At 43.7% G+C, this 18,685-nt stretch carries 17 protein-coding genes, 1 tRNA gene and 1 riboswitch; of the genes, 6 read left to right on the top strand and 12 right to left on the bottom strand.

Annotated features, from left to right (window positions below; translation table 11 throughout):
* Positions 1 to 2: 2 nt before the first annotated feature.
* A riboswitch (TPP riboswitch) is annotated at positions 3 to 134 on the bottom strand.
* A gap of 90 nt (positions 135 to 224) precedes the next feature.
* Positions 225 to 3,122 carry a DEAD/DEAH box helicase gene (locus ACKI5J_RS06240; protein ID WP_407427619.1) on the top strand — a complete coding sequence of 966 codons (2,898 nt, stop codon included), beginning with the start codon at positions 225 to 227 and terminating at the stop codon, positions 3,120 to 3,122.
* On the opposite strand, the gene aat is transcribed toward ACKI5J_RS06240, so the two are convergent.
* The 9 genes from aat to ACKI5J_RS06195 form a co-directional block, all read right to left on the bottom strand.
* On the bottom strand, positions 3,119 to 3,751 hold the full coding sequence (aat, locus tag ACKI5J_RS06235) for a leucyl/phenylalanyl-tRNA--protein transferase (protein ID WP_407427617.1): 633 nt from the start codon (positions 3,749 to 3,751) through the stop codon (positions 3,119 to 3,121). The genes ACKI5J_RS06240 and aat overlap by 4 nt on opposite strands.
* 124 nt (positions 3,752 to 3,875) lie before the next feature.
* Positions 3,876 to 4,553 carry an energy transducer TonB gene (locus ACKI5J_RS06230; RefSeq protein WP_407427615.1) on the bottom strand — a complete coding sequence of 226 codons (678 nt, stop codon included), beginning with the start codon at positions 4,551 to 4,553 and terminating at the stop codon, positions 3,876 to 3,878.
* 40 nt (positions 4,554 to 4,593) lie between these two features.
* Positions 4,594 to 4,968 carry a 30S ribosome-binding factor RbfA gene (gene rbfA, locus ACKI5J_RS06225; protein ID WP_407427613.1) on the bottom strand — a complete coding sequence of 125 codons (375 nt, stop codon included), beginning with the start codon at positions 4,966 to 4,968 and terminating at the stop codon, positions 4,594 to 4,596.
* A gap of 96 nt (positions 4,969 to 5,064) precedes the next feature.
* The gene (gene hflX, locus ACKI5J_RS06220) at positions 5,065 to 6,243 is read right to left on the bottom strand and encodes a GTPase HflX (protein ID WP_407427611.1); all 1,179 of its coding nucleotides are present in this window, start codon (positions 6,241 to 6,243) and stop codon (positions 5,065 to 5,067) included.
* A gap of 3 nt (positions 6,244 to 6,246) precedes the next feature.
* On the bottom strand, positions 6,247 to 7,080 hold the full coding sequence (gene trpC / locus ACKI5J_RS06215) for an indole-3-glycerol phosphate synthase TrpC (RefSeq protein WP_407427609.1): 834 nt from the start codon (positions 7,078 to 7,080) through the stop codon (positions 6,247 to 6,249).
* Positions 7,081 to 7,089: 9 nt separating this feature from the next.
* Complete coding sequence (locus ACKI5J_RS06210) at positions 7,090 to 7,653, bottom strand: anthranilate synthase component II (RefSeq protein ID WP_407427607.1); 564 nt, start codon at positions 7,651 to 7,653, stop codon at positions 7,090 to 7,092.
* Between the two features lie 104 nt (positions 7,654 to 7,757).
* Entirely contained in the window at positions 7,758 to 9,179 is a 1,422-nt protein-coding gene (locus ACKI5J_RS06205) for an anthranilate synthase component I family protein (protein ID WP_407427605.1), read from the bottom strand.
* 215 nt (positions 9,180 to 9,394) lie between these two features.
* Positions 9,395 to 9,841, bottom strand: coding sequence for a cytochrome B (locus tag ACKI5J_RS06200; protein ID WP_407427603.1), 447 nt, complete (start codon positions 9,839 to 9,841; stop codon positions 9,395 to 9,397).
* A gap of 207 nt (positions 9,842 to 10,048) precedes the next feature.
* Positions 10,049 to 10,156: transfer RNA gene (locus ACKI5J_RS06195), tRNA-Asp, on the bottom strand.
* A gap of 138 nt (positions 10,157 to 10,294) precedes the next feature.
* Here ACKI5J_RS06195 and ACKI5J_RS06190 point away from each other — a divergent pair.
* The gene (locus ACKI5J_RS06190; protein ID WP_106292375.1) at positions 10,295 to 10,771 is read left to right on the top strand and encodes an Lrp/AsnC ligand binding domain-containing protein; all 477 of its coding nucleotides are present in this window, start codon (positions 10,295 to 10,297) and stop codon (positions 10,769 to 10,771) included.
* Positions 10,772 to 10,858: 87 nt separating this feature from the next.
* Here the strand turns inward: ACKI5J_RS06190 and ACKI5J_RS06185 are convergent, their stop codons facing one another.
* Together ACKI5J_RS06185 and ACKI5J_RS06180 are read right to left on the bottom strand one after the other, a co-directional pair.
* Positions 10,859 to 11,845 (bottom strand): pyruvate dehydrogenase complex E1 component subunit beta, encoded by a 987-nt coding sequence (locus tag ACKI5J_RS06185; protein WP_407427601.1) that lies wholly within the window; start codon positions 11,843 to 11,845, stop codon positions 10,859 to 10,861.
* A 241-nt stretch (positions 11,846 to 12,086) separates the two neighbouring features.
* Positions 12,087 to 12,581, bottom strand: coding sequence for a hypothetical protein (locus tag ACKI5J_RS06180; protein WP_407427599.1), 495 nt, complete (start codon positions 12,579 to 12,581; stop codon positions 12,087 to 12,089).
* A gap of 125 nt (positions 12,582 to 12,706) precedes the next feature.
* On the opposite strand from ACKI5J_RS06180, the gene ACKI5J_RS06175 reads away from it, so the two are divergent.
* Genes ACKI5J_RS06175 through ACKI5J_RS06165 form a run of 3 tightly spaced genes read left to right on the top strand, consistent with a single transcriptional unit; the run spans position 12,707 to position 16,760 of the window.
* A complete protein-coding gene (locus ACKI5J_RS06175; RefSeq protein ID WP_407427597.1) occupies positions 12,707 to 13,198 on the top strand; it encodes a thioredoxin family protein in 492 nt (163 codons plus the stop codon).
* 41 nt (positions 13,199 to 13,239) lie between these two features.
* Positions 13,240 to 15,762, top strand: coding sequence for a M1 family aminopeptidase (locus ACKI5J_RS06170; RefSeq protein ID WP_407427595.1), 2,523 nt, complete (start codon positions 13,240 to 13,242; stop codon positions 15,760 to 15,762).
* Between the two features lie 14 nt (positions 15,763 to 15,776).
* The gene (locus ACKI5J_RS06165) at positions 15,777 to 16,760 is read left to right on the top strand and encodes a hypothetical protein (RefSeq protein ID WP_407427593.1); all 984 of its coding nucleotides are present in this window, start codon (positions 15,777 to 15,779) and stop codon (positions 16,758 to 16,760) included.
* Here the strand turns inward: ACKI5J_RS06165 and ACKI5J_RS06160 are convergent.
* On the bottom strand, positions 16,740 to 17,360 hold the full coding sequence (locus ACKI5J_RS06160; RefSeq protein ID WP_407427591.1) for a rhomboid family intramembrane serine protease: 621 nt from the start codon (positions 17,358 to 17,360) through the stop codon (positions 16,740 to 16,742). The two genes, ACKI5J_RS06165 and ACKI5J_RS06160, sit on opposite strands and share 21 nt — an antisense overlap.
* Positions 17,361 to 17,410: 50 nt before the next feature.
* Here ACKI5J_RS06160 and pepT point away from each other — a divergent pair, with 50 nt between their 5' ends.
* Entirely contained in the window at positions 17,411 to 18,664 is a 1,254-nt protein-coding gene (gene pepT, locus ACKI5J_RS06155; protein WP_407427589.1) for a peptidase T, read from the top strand.
* Positions 18,665 to 18,685: the final 21 nt, after the last annotated feature.

Raw genomic sequence — 18,685 nt, 5'->3', positions numbered from 1 at the left:
CGCACAATCTTATTTATTATTCCTACGCCGGCATTATCCGGATCAAGTTCACGAAGAGGGAAAGTATGCTTTTATACTATTCTCTTCGATGGGTGTAATCTCAGCCTGTTTAACAAGCACCCCTTAAGATGCCACGAAGTTAAGCATCAAATTTTGATTTAGCTATTTTTCTGCATAAGTTTAAAGTTTTTTAAGTTCGGCTTATTTTCATTAGTCTGCCTTTCATGTTGCGTGTTGATAGTTCGAAGCCATTTAAAGTTGTATATTCCCTATGTAAGCATGAGTTTCTTGGGTGGCTGATTGAGCCCCATGCAGTTCAGCTGAATTCTGACGGTGGGTTCTCCCTCACGCATCAGCGCTTGTTCAGTAATACGGTTGAAGAGTTTTCGATGGGTCTTGATGAGCTGGATTTTAAGCTCATTAAGCTGCTTGATGAGATGGAGCAGGGCTATGTGATTAAGCGCTATTATAAGAAGGTGATCCGCCCGGTGGAGTTTTTTGCACGGGTATTCGACGAAAAGATCTTTAACCTGCTGCGTCCCAAAATTGAGAAGCGTTTAGTGGAGGCATTTGCGTTGTTACGCAGCAGAGAGGTTTATCTTATGAGCAGGGAAGGTTGGCCTGTAGATAAGGCCCTCGCTATTGCTGAAGAGCCTGCATCTGTTTTATTCCATTTCAGACGTTCGGAAACTGAAACGCGCTATTTTCCTACTATAAAGTTTCAGGGAGTGAGAATTGAATTCATGTTCAAAGACGCGCAGATTGTTTGCAATGACCCTGCATGGCTGTTGCTGGAAGGTGTTCTTTACCATTTCCAGGATCATATGGAAGGAAAGAAGCTCCAACCGTTTTTAAACAAAAGATATATCTCTATCCCGAAAACATCAGAAAGAACATATTTTGAAAAGTTCGTTACCCCGCTTATCGAAAGGCATAACGTGTTTGCTGATGGTTTCCTGATAAATACAGAAAGGTATGATGCTGTCCCAGTACTTAGAGTGGATTACGTTCCGGAAGGTACTTCGCGTCTGCAATTGATGTTCCGGTATGGTAATTACATTTTTCCTGCAGGAGGATCCAGAAAGGTTTCAGTTAAAATGGAAGCCGATGGCGATAACTACACCTTCCATCGCATAAGAAGGTCACAAACCTGGGAAAAAAATAAGCAGGACGAGCTTATTCAACTCGGCTTGAAAAAGACTGCCGACATTTTTACGCAGTTTGAAGTCGCTTCCACTTCAGAGGCTTCTGACACTGCACTGGGAGTGCTGGAGTGGCTTAACGTTCATCATGATGAGCTCATAGCGATGGGTATAGTCATTGAACAGCACGAAGGGACTAAACGTTTCCTGTTCGGCTCGAGCAAGGTTGAACTTGGCTTTAAAGAGAATAATGATTGGTTTGATTTACAGGCCGTAGTGCATTTTGGCCCCTATCAGATACCGTTTATTGATTTACGACATCATATTCTAAACAAGATACGCGAATACACGCTGCCTTCGGGGGAGATTGCTATCATCCCGGAGGAGTGGTTTACGCAATATGGAGACCTGATGATGTTTTCTGACAAGTCGGGCAGCCATTTACGATTAAGAAAGCACCATATTGGATTGATAGCCGATTTTGCTAACAGCGAACTTGCGACACTGTCAATGGGCCGGAAGCTTCAGTTGTTAAGCTCTTTTGAGGAGATAGAAGAGACTGACGTCCCTTTAAACTTTAAGGGTGTGTTACGGCCCTATCAAAAGGCTGGCTATAACTGGTTTCATTTCCTTAGGAAATATAATTTCGGAGGTTGTCTGGCAGACGACATGGGACTTGGAAAGACAGTGCAGACACTCGCCTTGCTGCAAAAGATCAAAGAAGAAAATCTCTCGAAAGGAGCAATGTCAACTTCTTTAATCATCATGCCCACCTCCCTCATTTATAACTGGCAAAATGAGGCTGGTAAGTTTGCACCTGATCTCAGGATACTCGTTCATACCGGAACGGCAAGAAGCAAGGAGGTTGAAAAGTTCCTGGAATATGATGTCGTGCTGACTACGTATGGTGTTACACGTGTAGATATTGATCTGCTTGTCCAGCTTTATTTTGATTATATCATATTGGACGAGAGTCAGAATATAAAAAACCCGTCGTCAAAGGCATATAAGTCGGTCAGGCAGCTAAAAGCGAAGAACAAACTGATATTAAGCGGAACTCCTGTAGAAAATACGGTAAACGACCTTTGGACGCAGATGTCATTCATCAATCCGGGTTTGCTGGGTAATCAAACATTCTTTCTGAACGATTACGTTAATCCCATAGAGAAAAAAAAGGATGAGGAGAAATCAAGAAAGCTTCAGGCATTGATTAAACCTTTCGTGTTAAGGCGGACAAAGAATCAGGTTGCCGGGGAGCTTCCTGAGAAGACGGAACAGCTGTTTTATTGCCGGATGAGTGAGGAGCAGGCTGAATATTATGAGAATGTAAAGTCTGAATATAGAAATGCGCTGTTAGAGGCTCTGGAGGAGGGAACCTTGGCAAAGACGCAGATTCAGGTATTACAGGGCCTTACCAAGCTTCGCCAGATTGCCAACCATCCGCTATTGGTCGACGAGGGATTTGAAGGCGAATCCGGGAAATTCGAAAATGTCATTCATACGCTACAAAATGTGCTGGCTGAAGGTCACAAAGTTCTGGTGTTTTCTCAATTTGTTAAACAGCTCGAAATCTATCGGCGGTATCTCGACAAAGAAGGTATCAGTTATTCATATTTGGACGGTGCGACAAAGAACCGGGGCGAAGTGGTGGAAGAGTTTCAGCGCAATGATCAGATCAAGCTTTTCCTGATTTCGCTCAAAGCCGGCGGAGTGGGTTTAAATCTTACTGAAGCAGATTATGTGTTCATGCTTGATCCATGGTGGAACCCTGCTGTTGAGCAACAGGCTGTGGATCGTACACACCGTATAGGGCAGAAAAAAAATGTTTTTATCTACAAGTTCATAACGAAGGACAGCATAGAAGAGAAAATACTAGCTCTGCAGAGCAGAAAGCGGATTGTTGCAGAGTCCCTTATCACCACAGAAGAAAGCTTTGTTAAGTCTTTGAGTTCTGACGACATCAGGGATATACTCCATTAAGTAGCCAGGAACTTCAAGTACTCTTCCCTGCTTATCACTTCCGCCCCTAACCGTGTTAAATGTTCGCTTTCGATCTGACAATCGATAAGCTGGTATTCATGGGTTTGACATAGCCAGATCAAAGCGAGCTTAGACGCATTGCTGACGTGGCTAAACATGCTTTCACCACAAAATACCCGCCCCACTGATACGCCATACAGTCCACCTGCCAGTTTTCCCTCGCTCCACACTTCGACAGAGTGAGCTATCCCCAGGTTATGCAAACGAATATATGCATCCTGCATGTCCTGGGTAATCCAGGTTCCGTCCTGCTCTTTGCGGGTTTTGTCAGAACACTCCCTGATTACATCCTCGAATGCTTTATTCTTTGTGATGCTGAATTTTCCCGAGCGTATGACTTGCCTCATGCTTTTCGAGATCTTAATCTTGTGAGGAAAAAGAACGAAACGCTCATGAGGCGAGAACCACATTATCGGTGTTTCGTCTGAATACCATGGGAAGATGCCCTGGCTATATGCATTAATTAACCGCCCGGGACTGAGGTCTCCACCCACTGCCAGAAGGCCGTCATCGTCGGCCAGCGTCGGCGTCGGGAAAGAGGTGTCTTTTTCATCAAGCTTAAAAATCATCGCGGCAAAATTATTATAAATAGCGAGGACTGGATGAGTGGTAGTACAACTAATAGGTTTAAAAGCTAATAATCGCTCCTAAAATGAAACTTAGCGTGCTGGAGAGAAGGTAAGGGGTCCGGCTCTAATTAACGCCCTGACAGTTTTCGTTGATTAGCTTGTTTGCGCGGTCGCTCCCTATCTTTTTTACAAATTGGAGATCCAGACAGGCGCCTTCTTTGTCGCCCTTTTCTATCTTTTCCTTCGCCTGATCTATAATCCGCCCGATATATTCATCGTTGTAGCCAAGCTGTTCTTTAAGCTGCGCAATCTTCTGCTCAGCAGCTTCATCGTAGCCACCTTTATCTTTATTTTCATAATAGGTAACTACTGCATCCGAGAGAAACTGTTGAGCCTTATAGGCATCTATCGCCGCTTTAACTTCAGCTTCTGATTTCCAGCAGTTAAGGTTCCTCAGGGAGAAGTTAATAGGGATGGTAATAGTGCTTGTTGTGTCGTATTCTACAGGAATACGCCAGTTACGGGAAGTCAGTTTTATCAGTCTTAGTGCTTCATCATCAAGGTCAATTCCAAAGCCTCTTGAAACTCTCGCCTCTTTTACAACGCCTGCCGAGCCAAGACGGAAGCTTACTTCTATGGTTCCCTGGATACAATTTTGTCTTGAATAATGCGGGTATATCAGATTCTCATTTATGAAGTTTCGCAATCCCTGGCTGCCCCCCTTAAAAGAAGGATCTTCTCCTGGCATAAACGATGTCAGAAAAAGAAGAAGGAAAAATCCCAGGACAATACTCACTTTCATTATGTTATAACGAAATGCAAGTCAATTTATTGAGTGTGAGTTACTCTTCTGAATCAGGTTGACGCGGTTCTTTACTGATCTTGTCAAAGATCTCGTCCATGCGCTCAACGTACTCGCTCGTATCGTCCACAAAGAATTCTAGATGAGGGATGATCCGGGCCTGGTTCTTTATCCTTGCTCCCAGTTTGTACCGGATTTCACTCGCGTGCGCTTTGATAGTATTTAACGCCAGGCTTGAATCCTGACTGTTAAAAAAGCTCAGAAAGACACGGGCGATCGCCAGGTCAGGGGTCATACGAACCTTAGTAATCGTAACCAGCATATTAGGCAGAAAGTTCATGCCTTCCCTCTGAAATATCTCCGCTAAATCTTTCTGAATAACTCCTGCGAATTTTTGCTGCCGTTTGCTTTCCATCTTGTTTTGTTAGTAAGAGGCCTTAAGGAATTCCCTTTCAGGCCGGTTCAAAGATAATGATAAGAGTTAAGACTATAGAGCCCCCTTAAAGAGGCTCTAGTATAGTAAATTGTCGTAAGGATATCGTGCGGTATGAATAGCTTTTGCTTTATCATATACCAGTTGCTTAAACTCTTCCACGTTCTCCTTGTTTAATGCAGAAATAAAAACTGCTGGGCTATTGTGTTTCCCCATCCAACTGTTTTTGAATTCCTCTATCGTTAATATGGGTGCCTCCTCTCCGGAGTCAGGCTTCCATGCATCAATTTTATTAAATACCGTAATGGTTTCCTTGTCAGCAGCTCCAAGATCTTTCAGCGTTTCATTCACTGTGTTTATCTGGTCTTCAAAATTAGGATGGGAAACATCAACTACATGTATCAGAATGTCTGCCTCTCTTACCTCATCTAAAGTCGATTTAAAACACTCTACCAGATGATGGGGGAGTTTGCGAATAAAACCAACTGTATCTGACATCAGGAACGGAAGATTATCTATTACCACTTTTCGAACCGTGGTATCAAGCGTTGCGAAAAGCTTGTTTTCTGCAAACACATCAGATTTAGATATCATGTTCATGATGGTCGACTTACCAACGTTCGTGTAGCCTACTAATGCAACACGAATGAGCTGTCCCCGATTCTTCCGTTGCGTTTCATTCTGCTTGTCGATCTGCTTAAGCTTCTCTTTCAAAAGGGAAATCTTGGTCTGGATCATCCGGCGGTCACTCTCAATCTGGCTTTCTCCCGGACCACGCATCCCGATTCCTCCCTTTTGTCTTTCCAAGTGCGTCCACATACGTGTCAGTCTGGGCAGCAGATACTGAAGCTGTGCCAGTTCAACCTGGGTTTTTGCCTGAGCGGTTTGTGCCCTGCTTGCAAAAATGTCTAGTATCAGATTGCTTCTGTCCAGGATTTTCACCTGTAGCTCATTTTCGATGTTTCTGATTTGTGACGGGGAAAGTTCATCATCAAACACCACGATATCAATCTCTTCGGATTTCACATACGCCTGAATTTCTTCCAGTTTGCCCTTTCCAACAAATGTGGATCGGTCTGTATGGGTCATCTTTTGCGTAAATATTTTTTCCGTTATCCCGCCTGCTGTATCCACGAGGAACTCCAGTTCCTCCAAATATTCGCGTACCTGCGCTTCCTTTTCGTCGGGAGTTATCACTCCTACTAAAACGGCGCGTTCAGGTTTTATCGCTGTATCAAAATATTCTTGTCTGGGCATTTTTTAATTTCTTAGTTCTTGTACAAAATTTTGTATTGCCGAACCGGGATCACTATTTTTCATAAAATTCTCGCCGATCAGGAAACCGTTGAAGCCGGCAGCTCTCAACTCCTTAATCGTCTTCGGATCACTGATCCCGCTTTCAGAGATCTTTAGAAAGTTATCAGGAATCAGATTCACCAAATCATGAGAATGCTGAACTGAAACTTCGAAAGTATCCAGGTTTCGGTTATTTACGCCAATAGCGTCTATGTCATCAAATATGTTTTTCTCTAGCTCCTCGCGGTTATGTACCTCTAACAAAACATTTAAGCCTAGGGTTTTGGCAAACTTGGCAAAGCCCGCAACTTCCTGCGGAGTGAGGATCGAAGCAATTAACAGGATGATGTCTGCACCTATAGCTTTTGCTTCTACAATCTGATACTCATCAATAATGAAATCTTTTCTCAGTATAGGTATCTGATTTGTTTCTCTTGCTTCAACCAAATCCCGGATTTTTCCTCCAAAGAACTGCTGATCAGTAAGTACTGACAGGGCCGAAGCACCTGCATCAGCATATTGCCTGGTTACTACAGATACTTCTGCCTGATCGTTTATAACACCTTTGGAGGGCGAAGCACGCTTGAACTCAGCAATTATCCCGGTGCGGTCTTCAGCAAGCATAAAATCGCGAAGTGAGTAGCATGTCCTGCCGAAATATTCGCTTCTTTCGAGGCCGGAAACAGGTATATTTTGTTTTGCCTGTATTACTTCCAGACGTTTATGTTCTACTATTTTAGCCAGAATGCCAGCCTGACCAGCCGCAGAAGCGGAAATGTTTAAGTTTTTATCTTCCATTATTGGGACTTATAAGAGCCAGTTAGAGATCATAATTTTTCCGTGTTCAGTTAATACCGACTCTGGGTGAAACTGGACACCCTTTACATCGTATTGTTTATGTTTAAGAGCCATGATCACACCTTCCGCATCCTTGGCGGTGATATGCAGAGTGTCAGGAAGCCCATCCCTGCTTACCGCCCATGAATGGTAACGCCCGATGTTGAAGGTTTCCGGCAGTCCGGCAAACAATGTTTCTTCTTTATCCAGAACCGACATCTCAGTAGCTCTACCATGTACAGGGTAAGAAAGATTATACAAATTGCCACCAAACACTTCAGCGATGGCCTGAACTCCCAAACAAACACCCAGGATACTTTTAGTAGGTGCGTAGGCTTCAATTACATCAAGTAAAAGTCCTGCTTCGGACGGAATTCCCGGTCCGGGTGAAAGTAATATTTTGTCGAATTCATCCACTTCTTCCAGCCTGAACTTATCGTTTCTCCAGACAACAGGATCCTGCCCGCACTCATTCAGCAGATGGACAAGATTAAACGTGAATGAATCATAATTATCAATAACTAGTATTTTCATCAGAGTATTGTTTGTTTTTCAATGGTGGGGAAACTATCAAGCATATTTATTGCCGCTGCTAACGGTAGTAAGCACATGATGATTTCATCCAGACATGTATGTTTTTAAACTTTTTCAAGCGTAGGTACTATCGTCCCGGCCAGGTCAATCGCCTTGCGCAACGCCATTATTTTGTTGTTCACTTCGTTGAGTTCACTTTGCGGATCCGAGTCGGCTACAATGCCTGCTCCAGCCTGATAGTGAAGAACGTTATTTCTGCTCATAAAAGAGCGGATCATAATAGCGTGATTAAAGTCTCCATTGAATCTCATGAAACCTATTGCGCCGCTATAAAAACCTCTGCCGGTGTTCTCATATTTATCTATTAACTGCAGGGCCTTGTACTTCGGCGCACCGCTAAGTGTTCCCGCAGGATAGGTATCTCCAACAACCTTGAAGGGATCTACATCTGGCTGCAACGTACCCGTAACTTTTGAAACGAGATGAATGATATGTGAATAGTACTGTACTTCCTTAAAAGCCTTTACCTGCACATTGCTACAATGCCTGCTTAGGTCGTTTCGAGCCAGGTCAACCAGCATGACATGTTCCGCGCTTTCCTTGGGATCGTTCTCCAGTTTCTCCGCCAGTTGCGCATCCATCGCGTCGTTGCCTGTTCTTAAAAATGTTCCCGCAATCGGAAAGATCGTTGCCTCCCCCTTTTTTACCGTCAGCTGCGCTTCTGGTGAAGAACCAAACAGTTTGAAGTCCCCGTAATCATAATAGAAGAGATACGGAGAAGGATTGATTGATCGCAGCGCACGATAGACGTTAAATTCATCGCCACTGAAAGCCTTTGAGAATGCTCTCGACGGTACAATCTGAAATACATCTCCACGGAAAATATGCTTCTTCATGTTTTCAACTACTTCGATAAATCCTTCATCGGAGAAATTAGAATTTTCGGGCGCTTCAGAAATGAAAGGGTATTCGGGGAAATCTTTGTTTTGGGTCAGATACTGAAGTTTCTCCAGTCCGGATTCTTCCTCCTCTTTACTCCTATGTTCGAACAGATACAGTTCGTTCTTAAAGTGATCAATTGCAATGACGTATTTATATACATGATACTGTAGTAGTGGAATCTCCCTGGCTTCAGTTAATGAAGACGTAAGCTTTATATCTTCAAATTTCTCAATCGTTTCAAAAGTGAAGTATCCAAATAGCCCGTTAGATATAAACTTAAAATCACCGTCTTCAAAGACAAACTTTTTTCTGAAGGCGGTCACTTCTTCCTGCAGGTTAATATCCCTTGCCGGTACCTCCATTCTGCTTCCGTCAGGAAAGTAAGTCATGAGCGTATTTTTATCCAACACTATTCCCGCAATTGGGTCGCAGCAAATAAAGCTCATGCTGTTCTCCCGGCTGTGATAGTCGGAACTCTCCAATAAAATACTGTTCGGAAACACATCTCTGATTCTCAGGTAGATACTTACCGGCGTGGTGGTGTCAGCAAGCAGCTTCTTGGATGATGTAAATAACTTGTGCATGTTTATATTATTATCTTAATGCGAAAACTAAAAAACAAAAAACCCGGTGTTGATGCACCGGGTTCTATATTTACCTTGAAAAATTAGATCAATGGATTATAAACATACAACGCTCCGGTGCACAAATTTGTGCCACCACCAGTTTTGAGTATATTTATTATTTAACATATTACAAATGAAGCTAAAGCAAGTTAGATTACCAAATATTTTTTTAATTAATGGCTAATGCCTAACAGCGGTCTTCCGCTTTGTAAAATAGCGACAATGATTAGTAATAAAGCGAGTCCGAAAAAGATGGCAACAGGGCGGTGTTTAGCGGTCAGTTCGGCAATCTTTTTCGACTTTGCATTCCCAATGGTAATCAAAACCGCAGCTGCCAGCATCATTGCCACGTGTTCCACCTTCCAGTATCGCAACGTGCTGTCCTTCATCGCCTCGCCCATTGTGCTGCTGGTAACAATCGGACTTACGAAATACAAAAACAGTCCTACAAGTACTTGTACATGTGTTGATATCAGGGTAACCAGATTCAGCGTCTTGTTAGCTTTGCTAAAAGGTTTTTTGCCAAACCAGCCCATGAACGCCAGTAAAGTTGCCACCACCAGGGCAAAGAATACTACAAATCGCAGCAGAGAGTGCGCATGAAATAAGAAATCGTACATAATTTTCTAATAGTTAATCAAAGAAACGAAAATTGTCTTGATTAAAGAACTAGGCTGTCAAGAAATGAACAAGTTAAATGTAACAAAATGTTTGTCAGACTACGCCACTGTATGAATCATTTTTTTTACTTTTAACGCAAAAAAAATAAGCTCTCGATGGGCGAGAGCTCAAACTAACCAATTATAAACCTAAATTATTGAAAGGAGCTGTAAGGGAAGGAATCGAACCTTCAAGGAGTGGTTAGCCATTGCTGGTTTCCCATATTCTCCGCCACCGAGACAAGGAGGTGTGTCTGCCAGTTTCACCACCTTACAGTATTAAGCAGTTTTCTCTCTGCTTGATACAAATATAGTATCGCGCGCGTTATTGTTGCAAATATTTTAATAAAATATTTTAATTTTTGTGAACTTATTATTTACTTCGTATATATATTAATATCTTTCAAAAAATTTATGGAAAAGAAGAGCCTTAATTTAGAAATTGATAATCTGGATATGCAGATTCTGTCTATCCTGATGGAAGATGCTACAATACCCTACACTGAGATCGCTAAGAAGCTGATTGTATCAGGAGGAACGATTCATGTCAGGATGAAAAAGATGCAGGATCTAGGTATAATAAAAGGTTCTAACCTGCTGGTTGATGCCCAAAAGATCGGTTATGACGTATGTGCCTATCTTGGGATTTACCTTGAAAAAGGCTCGACATATAAGGACGCAGTCGAGAAACTCAGAGGAATAAAAGAGATCGTAGAATTGCATTATACAACGGGTGCCTGGAGTATGTTCGCGAAAATCATTTGCCGCGACACTAATCACCTTCGGCTGGTTCTGAATGATCATATTCAATCAGTAGCCGGTATTCAACGTACAGAAACATTTATTTCCCTGGAAGAAAGCATCAAAAGGCAAATCAGCCTGGACTTGTAGTTCTCCAGATTTAAATTAGGGCTTCACAATAAAAAAAGCCAATCCCGTTATCCAGGATTGGCTTTCGTATTTTAATAGAGAATTATTTTACTTGTTTACGTACAAAACGTTTTTAACTGCTTTTACCACACGCTCTGCGTTAGGTAGCGCTTCTTTAATCAACGTTGGAGCGTAAGGAAGCGGAACATCTGCCGAAACCACACGTACAACCGGAGCGTCAAGATAATCAAAAGCTTCGTTCTGTACCTTGAATGCTATCTCAGTTGCTATAGATCCAAGAGGCCATGCTTCTTCCACGATCACCAAACGGTTAGTTTTCTTAACAGAATTGATAATGGTATCATAATCAATCGGTCGTACGGTGCGAAGATTAATCACCTCAGCGCTGATTCCCTCTTTTTTAAGTTCTTCAATTGCCGGATGGACTACCCGCGGAAGCATTTTTCCAAAAGATACGATGGTTACATCGGTTCCCTCGGTTTCCACATGTGCCTTGCCGATTTCTATATAATATTCTTCCTCAGGAACCTGTCCTTTGTCGCCATACATGACTTCCGATTCCATAAAAATCACCGGATCCGGATCTATAATGGATTGTTTTAATAAGCCTTTTGCATCATAAGGGTTTGAAGGAACAACAACTTTCAAACCTGGAACATTCGCAAACCAGTTCTCGAAGTTCTGAGAATGCTGGGCACCTAATTGTCCTGCATTACCTGTCGGGCCACGAAATACAATAGGAACCGGGAACTGGCCTCCGCTCATTGAAAGGATCTTGGCAGCTCCGTTAATGATCTGATCAATAGCAACCAGGGAGAAGTTGAACGTCATAAATTCAACGATCGGTTTTAAGCCATTCATTGCAGCACCGGTAGCAATACCGGCAAACCCTAATTCCGCGATTGGGGTATCGATTATTCGCTTTGCACCGAATTCTGCGAGCATACCCTGGCTCACTTTGTAAGCACCGTTATACTCCGCAACTTCTTCGCCCATTAAGAATATCTTTTCATCTTTGCGCATTTCTTCGTTCATTGCTTCACGAAGCGCTTCTCTGAACTGTATTTCTCTCATTATTTGCTAAATCAATATTTGGAACGCAAATATAATGCAGGAATGTTTGGGAAACAAGTAGCAGAGGATACGATATGCCGGATAATAACCCCGGTTGCAAATAAACGACGCTATTTCGGCATCAAGCTTAGTCATGATGGTTTATCAGTAGCCATGTACGCATTAAATGTTACATTGGAAATGTAGCATGCACAATGAAACGGCTCTCGCTGAGCCGCTTCATTGTTGTTATACGGCAAAACTATTTTCCTGGCCTTACTGCCACTCTTCCCCTGTTGCCCGAGTCTCTCCTGGCTACATTTCTGTGCTTTCTGTCAGAACGCCCATTTCTGTCTTTGAACTTATCTGCTCTTGATTTCTTTAAAGAGGCATATTTCGCCTGCTGCTCGCTGTTTAAAATGCGATTTAATTTCTTTTCATTTGCTGCTCGCTCAGACTCGATCTTTTTTAATTGCTGAAGCCGTTGTTTCTGTGCTTTCTCACGGGCAACCGCCATATTTTTTGCCCTGTCAAGATTTATTTTATAAACTTCAGATTTTTGCTTATCAGTCAATGAAAGCTGCTTGTCCAGTCTGTCGGTTGCCTGACGTGCTTGTTGTTCTGGGCTCGCCATTTTAGTACGGCTTTTTTCAAATTGCCCGCCATGTCTGCCCTGAGCGCGATTTGACTTTTCCTGGGCCATGCCTGATGTTGCTAATCCTGCTAACAATACGGCTGCTATAAGTGTCTTTTTCATGTTTCAGTGTGTTTATAAGAATAGATGACAAAAGGAAGAGATAGTTTAATGGCATAATGTTAAAAGATGTTAAGAAAGGCTTTTATCTTTGTGGCATCTGCTTTCAGAGCAACGGTATTTATAAGATGAAAAGAACCTTCCTATTATTTCTTGTCCTCTCAGTCCTTAGTAGCCTTGTATCGGCACAGGATGTTAAAGTATATAATCCCAGCGTCGATGCTGTAGCCGAGATTAGGCAAGCGGTATCAAAAGCAGGGCAGGAAGGCAAGCATGTCTTCCTTCAGATCGGGGGTAACTGGTGCGTATGGTGCCTTCGATTTAATGAGCTTGTCACCCAAAACGACACGTTGAGCACCAAATTGAAATCCAACTATGTGGTACTTCACATTAATCATAGTAAAGAAAATAAAAATGAAGAAGTGCTTGCATCTCTTGGATATCCTCAGCGCTTTGGATTTCCTGTTTTTGTCATCCTTGATGGAAAAGGAAACCGGATCCATACTCAGAATAGTGCGTATCTCGAGAGCGGAAAGGGACACAGTTCAAAGAAAGTACTGGAGTTTCTAACCAACTGGTCCCCGGCTGCGATCGATTCCAGGTCTTACAGCAGCAAATAGATATTTTTCAAACAAAAAGTACGATAGAACTTTCTATTCATATGATTAACAAATCGTTCAGGCAACTTGCACTGGCTGCTGCAATTGCCTTTTTTATACCTGTAGCCGGTATGTCGCAGGTAGATGTATCTGCACCTTCGGAGCTAAGTATATATAGGGAGAGTGCTGCGAAGATTAACGCATTGGTCCATACCAAACTTGATGTCCGTTTCGACTATGAAAAGTGCTATCTGTACGGAAAGGCCTGGTTAACCATCAAGCCTCACTTTTATCCTACCGATTCTTTACAGCTTGATGCGAAAGGTATGGAGATCAAGAATGTCTCCCTCATTTCGGGAAAATCGTTACTTCCACTCAAGTATTCATACAACGGGCGGTCCCTGCAGATTAAACTCGGACGCGAATACAATCGTGACGAAAAATATATCATCTTCATCGATTATGTTTCTAAACCTAATGAGCTGAAGGCAGAGGGAAGTCAGGCCATAAAGGAAGCTAAGGGACTATACTTCATCAACCCTGATGGTTCGGATAAGGACAAGCCTGTGCAAATCTGGACGCAGGGAGAAACGGAAGCATCTTCTGTCTGGTTTCCGACCATCGACAAGCCTAACCAGAAAACCACTTCTGAAATCAGCATGACGGTGCCTGCAAAGTACGAGACTCTATCAAACGGTAAGCAGGTGTCCAGGAAGCTGAACAATAATGCTACCCGCACAGACACCTGGAAGATGGATCTTCCCCATGCACCTTACCTGTTTATGATGGCGGTTGGCGATTTCCGCATATATAAAGATAAATGGAGAGATCTCGATGTCAATTACTATTTGGAACCTGCCTACGCACCATACGCTAAACAGATCTTCGGGCATACTCCTGAAATGATGGAATTTTTCTCTAAAAAACTTGGGGTAGATTTCCCATGGAACAAGTACGCGCAGATCGTCGTCCGCGATTTCGTCAGCGGTGCTATGGAGAACACAACCGCAACTATTCATGGAGAGTTCGTTCAAGCCACAGACAGAGAACTGCTCGATGAGAACGAAGGAGAGGATGTGATCGTGCATGAACTGTTTCATCAGTGGTTCGGCGATTACGTCACCACAGAAAGCTGGAGCAATCTTACAGTCAACGAATCGTTTGCCAACTTCAGTGAAGTGCTGTGGCGTGAATACAAATATGGAAAAGATGAGGGGGATGCTGTAAACTACAAAGATATGCAGCGTTACCTCAGTTCTCCGGAAGATGCTGCAAAAGACCTGGTACGCTTCCATTACAAGAACAAGGAAGACATGTTCGACCTTGTCAGCTACCAGAAAGGAGGAAGGATCGTCAATATGCTTCGCCATTATCTCGGTGAAGATGCTTTCTTCAAAGGCCTGAACTTGTATCTGAAGCAAAACGCGTTCAAAGCTACAGAGGCCCACCAGTTGCGTCTCGCATTTGAACAGGTGAGCGGAAAAGATCTCAACTGGTTCTTTAATCAATGGTATTTTAACAGCGGGCATCCGATTCTGGATATCAGCTACCACTGGGATGAAAGTTCCAAAGTCCAGAAGATATTTTTGAGTCAGAATCAGGAAGGTAAGGCATTTATGATTCCTCTGGCGGTCGACGTGTACACACATGGGAAAAGCGAACGGCATAGCTTCTTTGTCAGAAGTAAAAAAGATACGCTTGTTATCAAGCTCAATTCAAAGCCCGACCTGGTTAACGTAGACGCTGAAAAAATGCTCCTCGCCAAAAAGAAGGATAATAAGACCCTGCAAGAGTACACCTTCCAATATTTCCATGCACCCTTGTACGTCGACCGGCTCGAAGCCCTAGATTCATGCAGCGCTGCACAAGGAAGCCATGAGGGGGCGCGAAGTGTTATGCTTGCCGGCCTGAAGGATAAATATCATGGACTGCGCATCTTCGCACTTAACCATATCGATTTGGGGGATTCCATTACAAAAGCTACCGCATTACCCCTGATACGTGAGATGGCGGCCTCTGATCCTAAAACGCTCGTACGGGCGGCAGCTCTTCAAAACCTTGCCTCCATGCGCGATCCATCGAACAGGCAGCTTTTTGATGCAGCGCTGAAGAGCCGGTCTTACTCCGTACAAGCTGCAGCGCTGGCCGGCGTTATCATGCTGAACCCAGAAGATGCGTTCCCGATCGCTAAGAGTCTGGAAAAAGGGAGTAAGGGGGAGTTGACAAAGGCAGTGCTGGCTGCATATACCTATGGCGGGGGCGATGCGGAACTACCCTTCTTTAGTGATTCTTTTGATAAGGCGGGCCTTCAGGACAAAGTTGAAATGGTAACCCCCTATCTGAGTATCCTGGCCAGAATAGACGACACTCCGCTTGTCAATAAACGCATCACCGACTTTAAAAATATCGCAGTGGAAAACCGTAAATACGGCATCGATGTCTACATGCTCGATCTTTTCGAGTCGTTCATGCAGGCGAAGCAGGATATGGCCAGAAGAGCCAGTGCACCACAAAAGAAAGAGCTGGAAAAGCAGATCTCACATATCTCTGCGGCAATCGCCGAATTGAAAAAAAAGGATTCTTAAGATACATTCACACTATGAGTACTACATTATTTCGTCCTTTTGAAAGATTTAACTTTGGTGACAAGGTTTGCTTTTTGACAGGCCTTGAGGCCAGCCGTCAGGTTCAGGTCTTCCCTGAGTGGATGGTGGCCCGGTTTAATCTGGAAGACAAAGCACTGAAGATGCTTGATGAGCATATTCTCACCTATCCGGATATTAAAATACCTGTCTCTGAAAAGGCATTCATTGAATTGGATAAGCTGGAAACGGAAGTAAGTACTGCCTTTAACCTCGGCTACCAGGTCGTTAAAGAGCTGGACGATCTTCGTCTTTTTCAATGGATCGCCAAGCAAGTGTATGGAATGATCCATCACGAAGTCAGAGCGGGGATGCGCCAGCAGAGGGCTGCGGGAGAAGCGCTGAATTTCTCTCAGGGGCTAATGCAAAAATTTGGAAATCTTCATCTCATGCTGCAATCTTTGGTCAGCCCGATGGAATTTGAAGGGGTACTGCCCTGGAAGATCCTGGTGTTTCCGGTTGATAATCCACCCGCTGCTTTTATATACCGTGATGAAATTAATACGTTGGTATTTTCTCTCACCATGGCAGATTTTGGTATAATAGCCTGCCTGCAGGATAACGGCGAGAATGCGAACTATCATCAGGAAGTTCTGAATAAAGTAGGGGCTAAGACTCTCCAGCCTATTCAGTTTGAAGAGCTTTGCGCACGCTTCTTTTACTCGGCATATATTTTCAACCGTCTTCCGGAATATTCACTATTATCAACCGGGGAAATGAATTATGTCGACGGCATGCCACTTCGTATTAGCAGCAGGCCGGTTTTCGACGCCTGGCAAACGAAAACCTATGGTCAGGTCCTCGAAACGTTCTGGAAGCCCTGGGGATATGTCCTTTTTGAGATCATAAAAGATCCGGATCATCCTATGAGCTTTCTGTTAGACCAGAACGGTGAGTTTATCATCAATCCCCGGCCATCATCAGCCTCCCAGCATTCTTGAAAGTTCCGCGAAAAAATGCTTGACAACTCCCGGGAAGAAGATGATTGTGATGATCATGCCCGAAAGTGCACCATAGAAATGGGCGTCATGGTTGATCCCGCTTGCCTGCTTGGCCGCGTAGGCACTGTATATCAGGTATAATACACCAAAAATCACCGCGGGTATACCGATGGGGATGAACATGATGTAAAACTTGGTGCTTGGGTCAAACAGGATATAACTGAATACGACCGCAGCTATCGCACCCGATGCACCAAGGCTATTGTACCAGAAATCGTTCTTATGGCGGCTAATGGTGCTTAGGTCACTCAAGGCAAGGCTGGCTATATAGAGGATAGCAAATTGCCAGCTTCCAATCATTCTTTCCAGGGTGAAGGCAAAGAAATAATACGAAAACATATTAAAGAAAAGGTGTCCCCAGTCTTTATGGATCAGGCCACTGGTCAGAATAGAATAAACCCGCTGTCCGCGTGAAACGCTGTATGGGTGAAGCATAAACTTTCCATATACCTGCTCATTTGAGAAGGCGTATAGGCTTGTTATTATCGTGAGGATAAAGATGAAGGCAGCTACAGGAGTCTGGCTAAATAGGTCTTGCATAATGCCCGTAATGTACAAATTATTTTACTTTTGTTTGAAAACCCGATACCATGGACCGTTTTAAATCATATCCATTTACAGCGCTCGAACGCTTTCTAAAATACGTGACGATCGATACCCAGTCAGATCCTGCTTCTCCTTCTCAGCCTTCAACCGAAAAACAAAAAAACCTGGGACGCTTGCTGGTCAAAGAGCTTCAGGAGATGGGCATCGCGGATGCGGAACTGGATGAATATGGTTATGTATACGCTACAATACCTTCAACCACAGATAAAGATGTGCCTGTTATATGCTTTTGTTCTCATATGGACACCTCGTCCGATTGCAGCGGCTATAATGTGGTTCCTCTCGTGCACCGGAACTACCAGGGGCAGGATATCGTGTTACCTTTGGACGGCAGGCAGGTGATTAAAGCCACTGAGCATCCCGACCTTAAGGATCAGATCGGTAATGATATTGTTACCGCCAGCGGAGACACCTTACTCGGTGCCGATAATAAAGCTGGTCTCGCGGAGATAATGGATGCTGCAGCTTTCCTTATGTCTAACCCGGACCTAAAACATGGTAAGATCCGCATACTGTTCACCCCTGATGAAGAAATTGGCAGGGGTGTCGACAAGGTAGACCTGCAAAAGCTTGGGGCGCAATACGCCTATACCGTCGACGGAGAAACCCGGGGGTCAATAGAAAATGAAACCTTTTCCGCAGACTTCGCCCGCATCACCATACAAGGAGTAAGTTCTCATCCCGGCTTTGCAAAGGGTCATATGGAAAGTGCCTTAAAGATCGCTTCTCAAATAATAGCTTTGATGCCAAAAGACCGACTTTCACCCGAAAGTACCTCAGGAAAAGAGGGGTTTATTCATCCCGTATCCATGCAAGGCTCGGTGGAAATGGCCACGATTGACTTCATCCTCCGTGATTTCTCTGACAATGAGCTGCAAAATCATGAGAGAATTCTGAAGGCAATAGCGGATGAAGTAATGGAACACTACCCATCGTCTTCCTATCAAATGGAAATAAAAGAGCAATACCGCAATATGAAGAATGTTCTTGACGCACATCCTCAGCTTATAGACTACGCCATTCTGGCCATTCAAAAAGCCGGTATGGAGCCTAAGCTGCAAAGCATCAGAGGCGGGACGGACGGATCAAGACTGTCTTTTATGGGACTTCCCTGCCCCAATATTTTTGCCGGTGAGCATGCATTTCATGGCAAGCACGAATGGGTCTCCGTGCAGGATATGCAGAAGGCCGTTGAGACCATCGTCAACATCGCGCTTATCTGGGAAGAAAAAAGTTAATTTGGTGTTTAAACCTACAGG

The organism is Arcticibacter sp. (assembly GCF_045629565.1).
In the GTDB taxonomy this organism is placed as follows: domain Bacteria; phylum Bacteroidota; class Bacteroidia; order Sphingobacteriales; family Sphingobacteriaceae; genus Arcticibacter.
The sequence above is the reverse complement of the archived record's forward strand: the minus strand, read 5'-3'. Positions and strand labels throughout refer to the sequence as shown.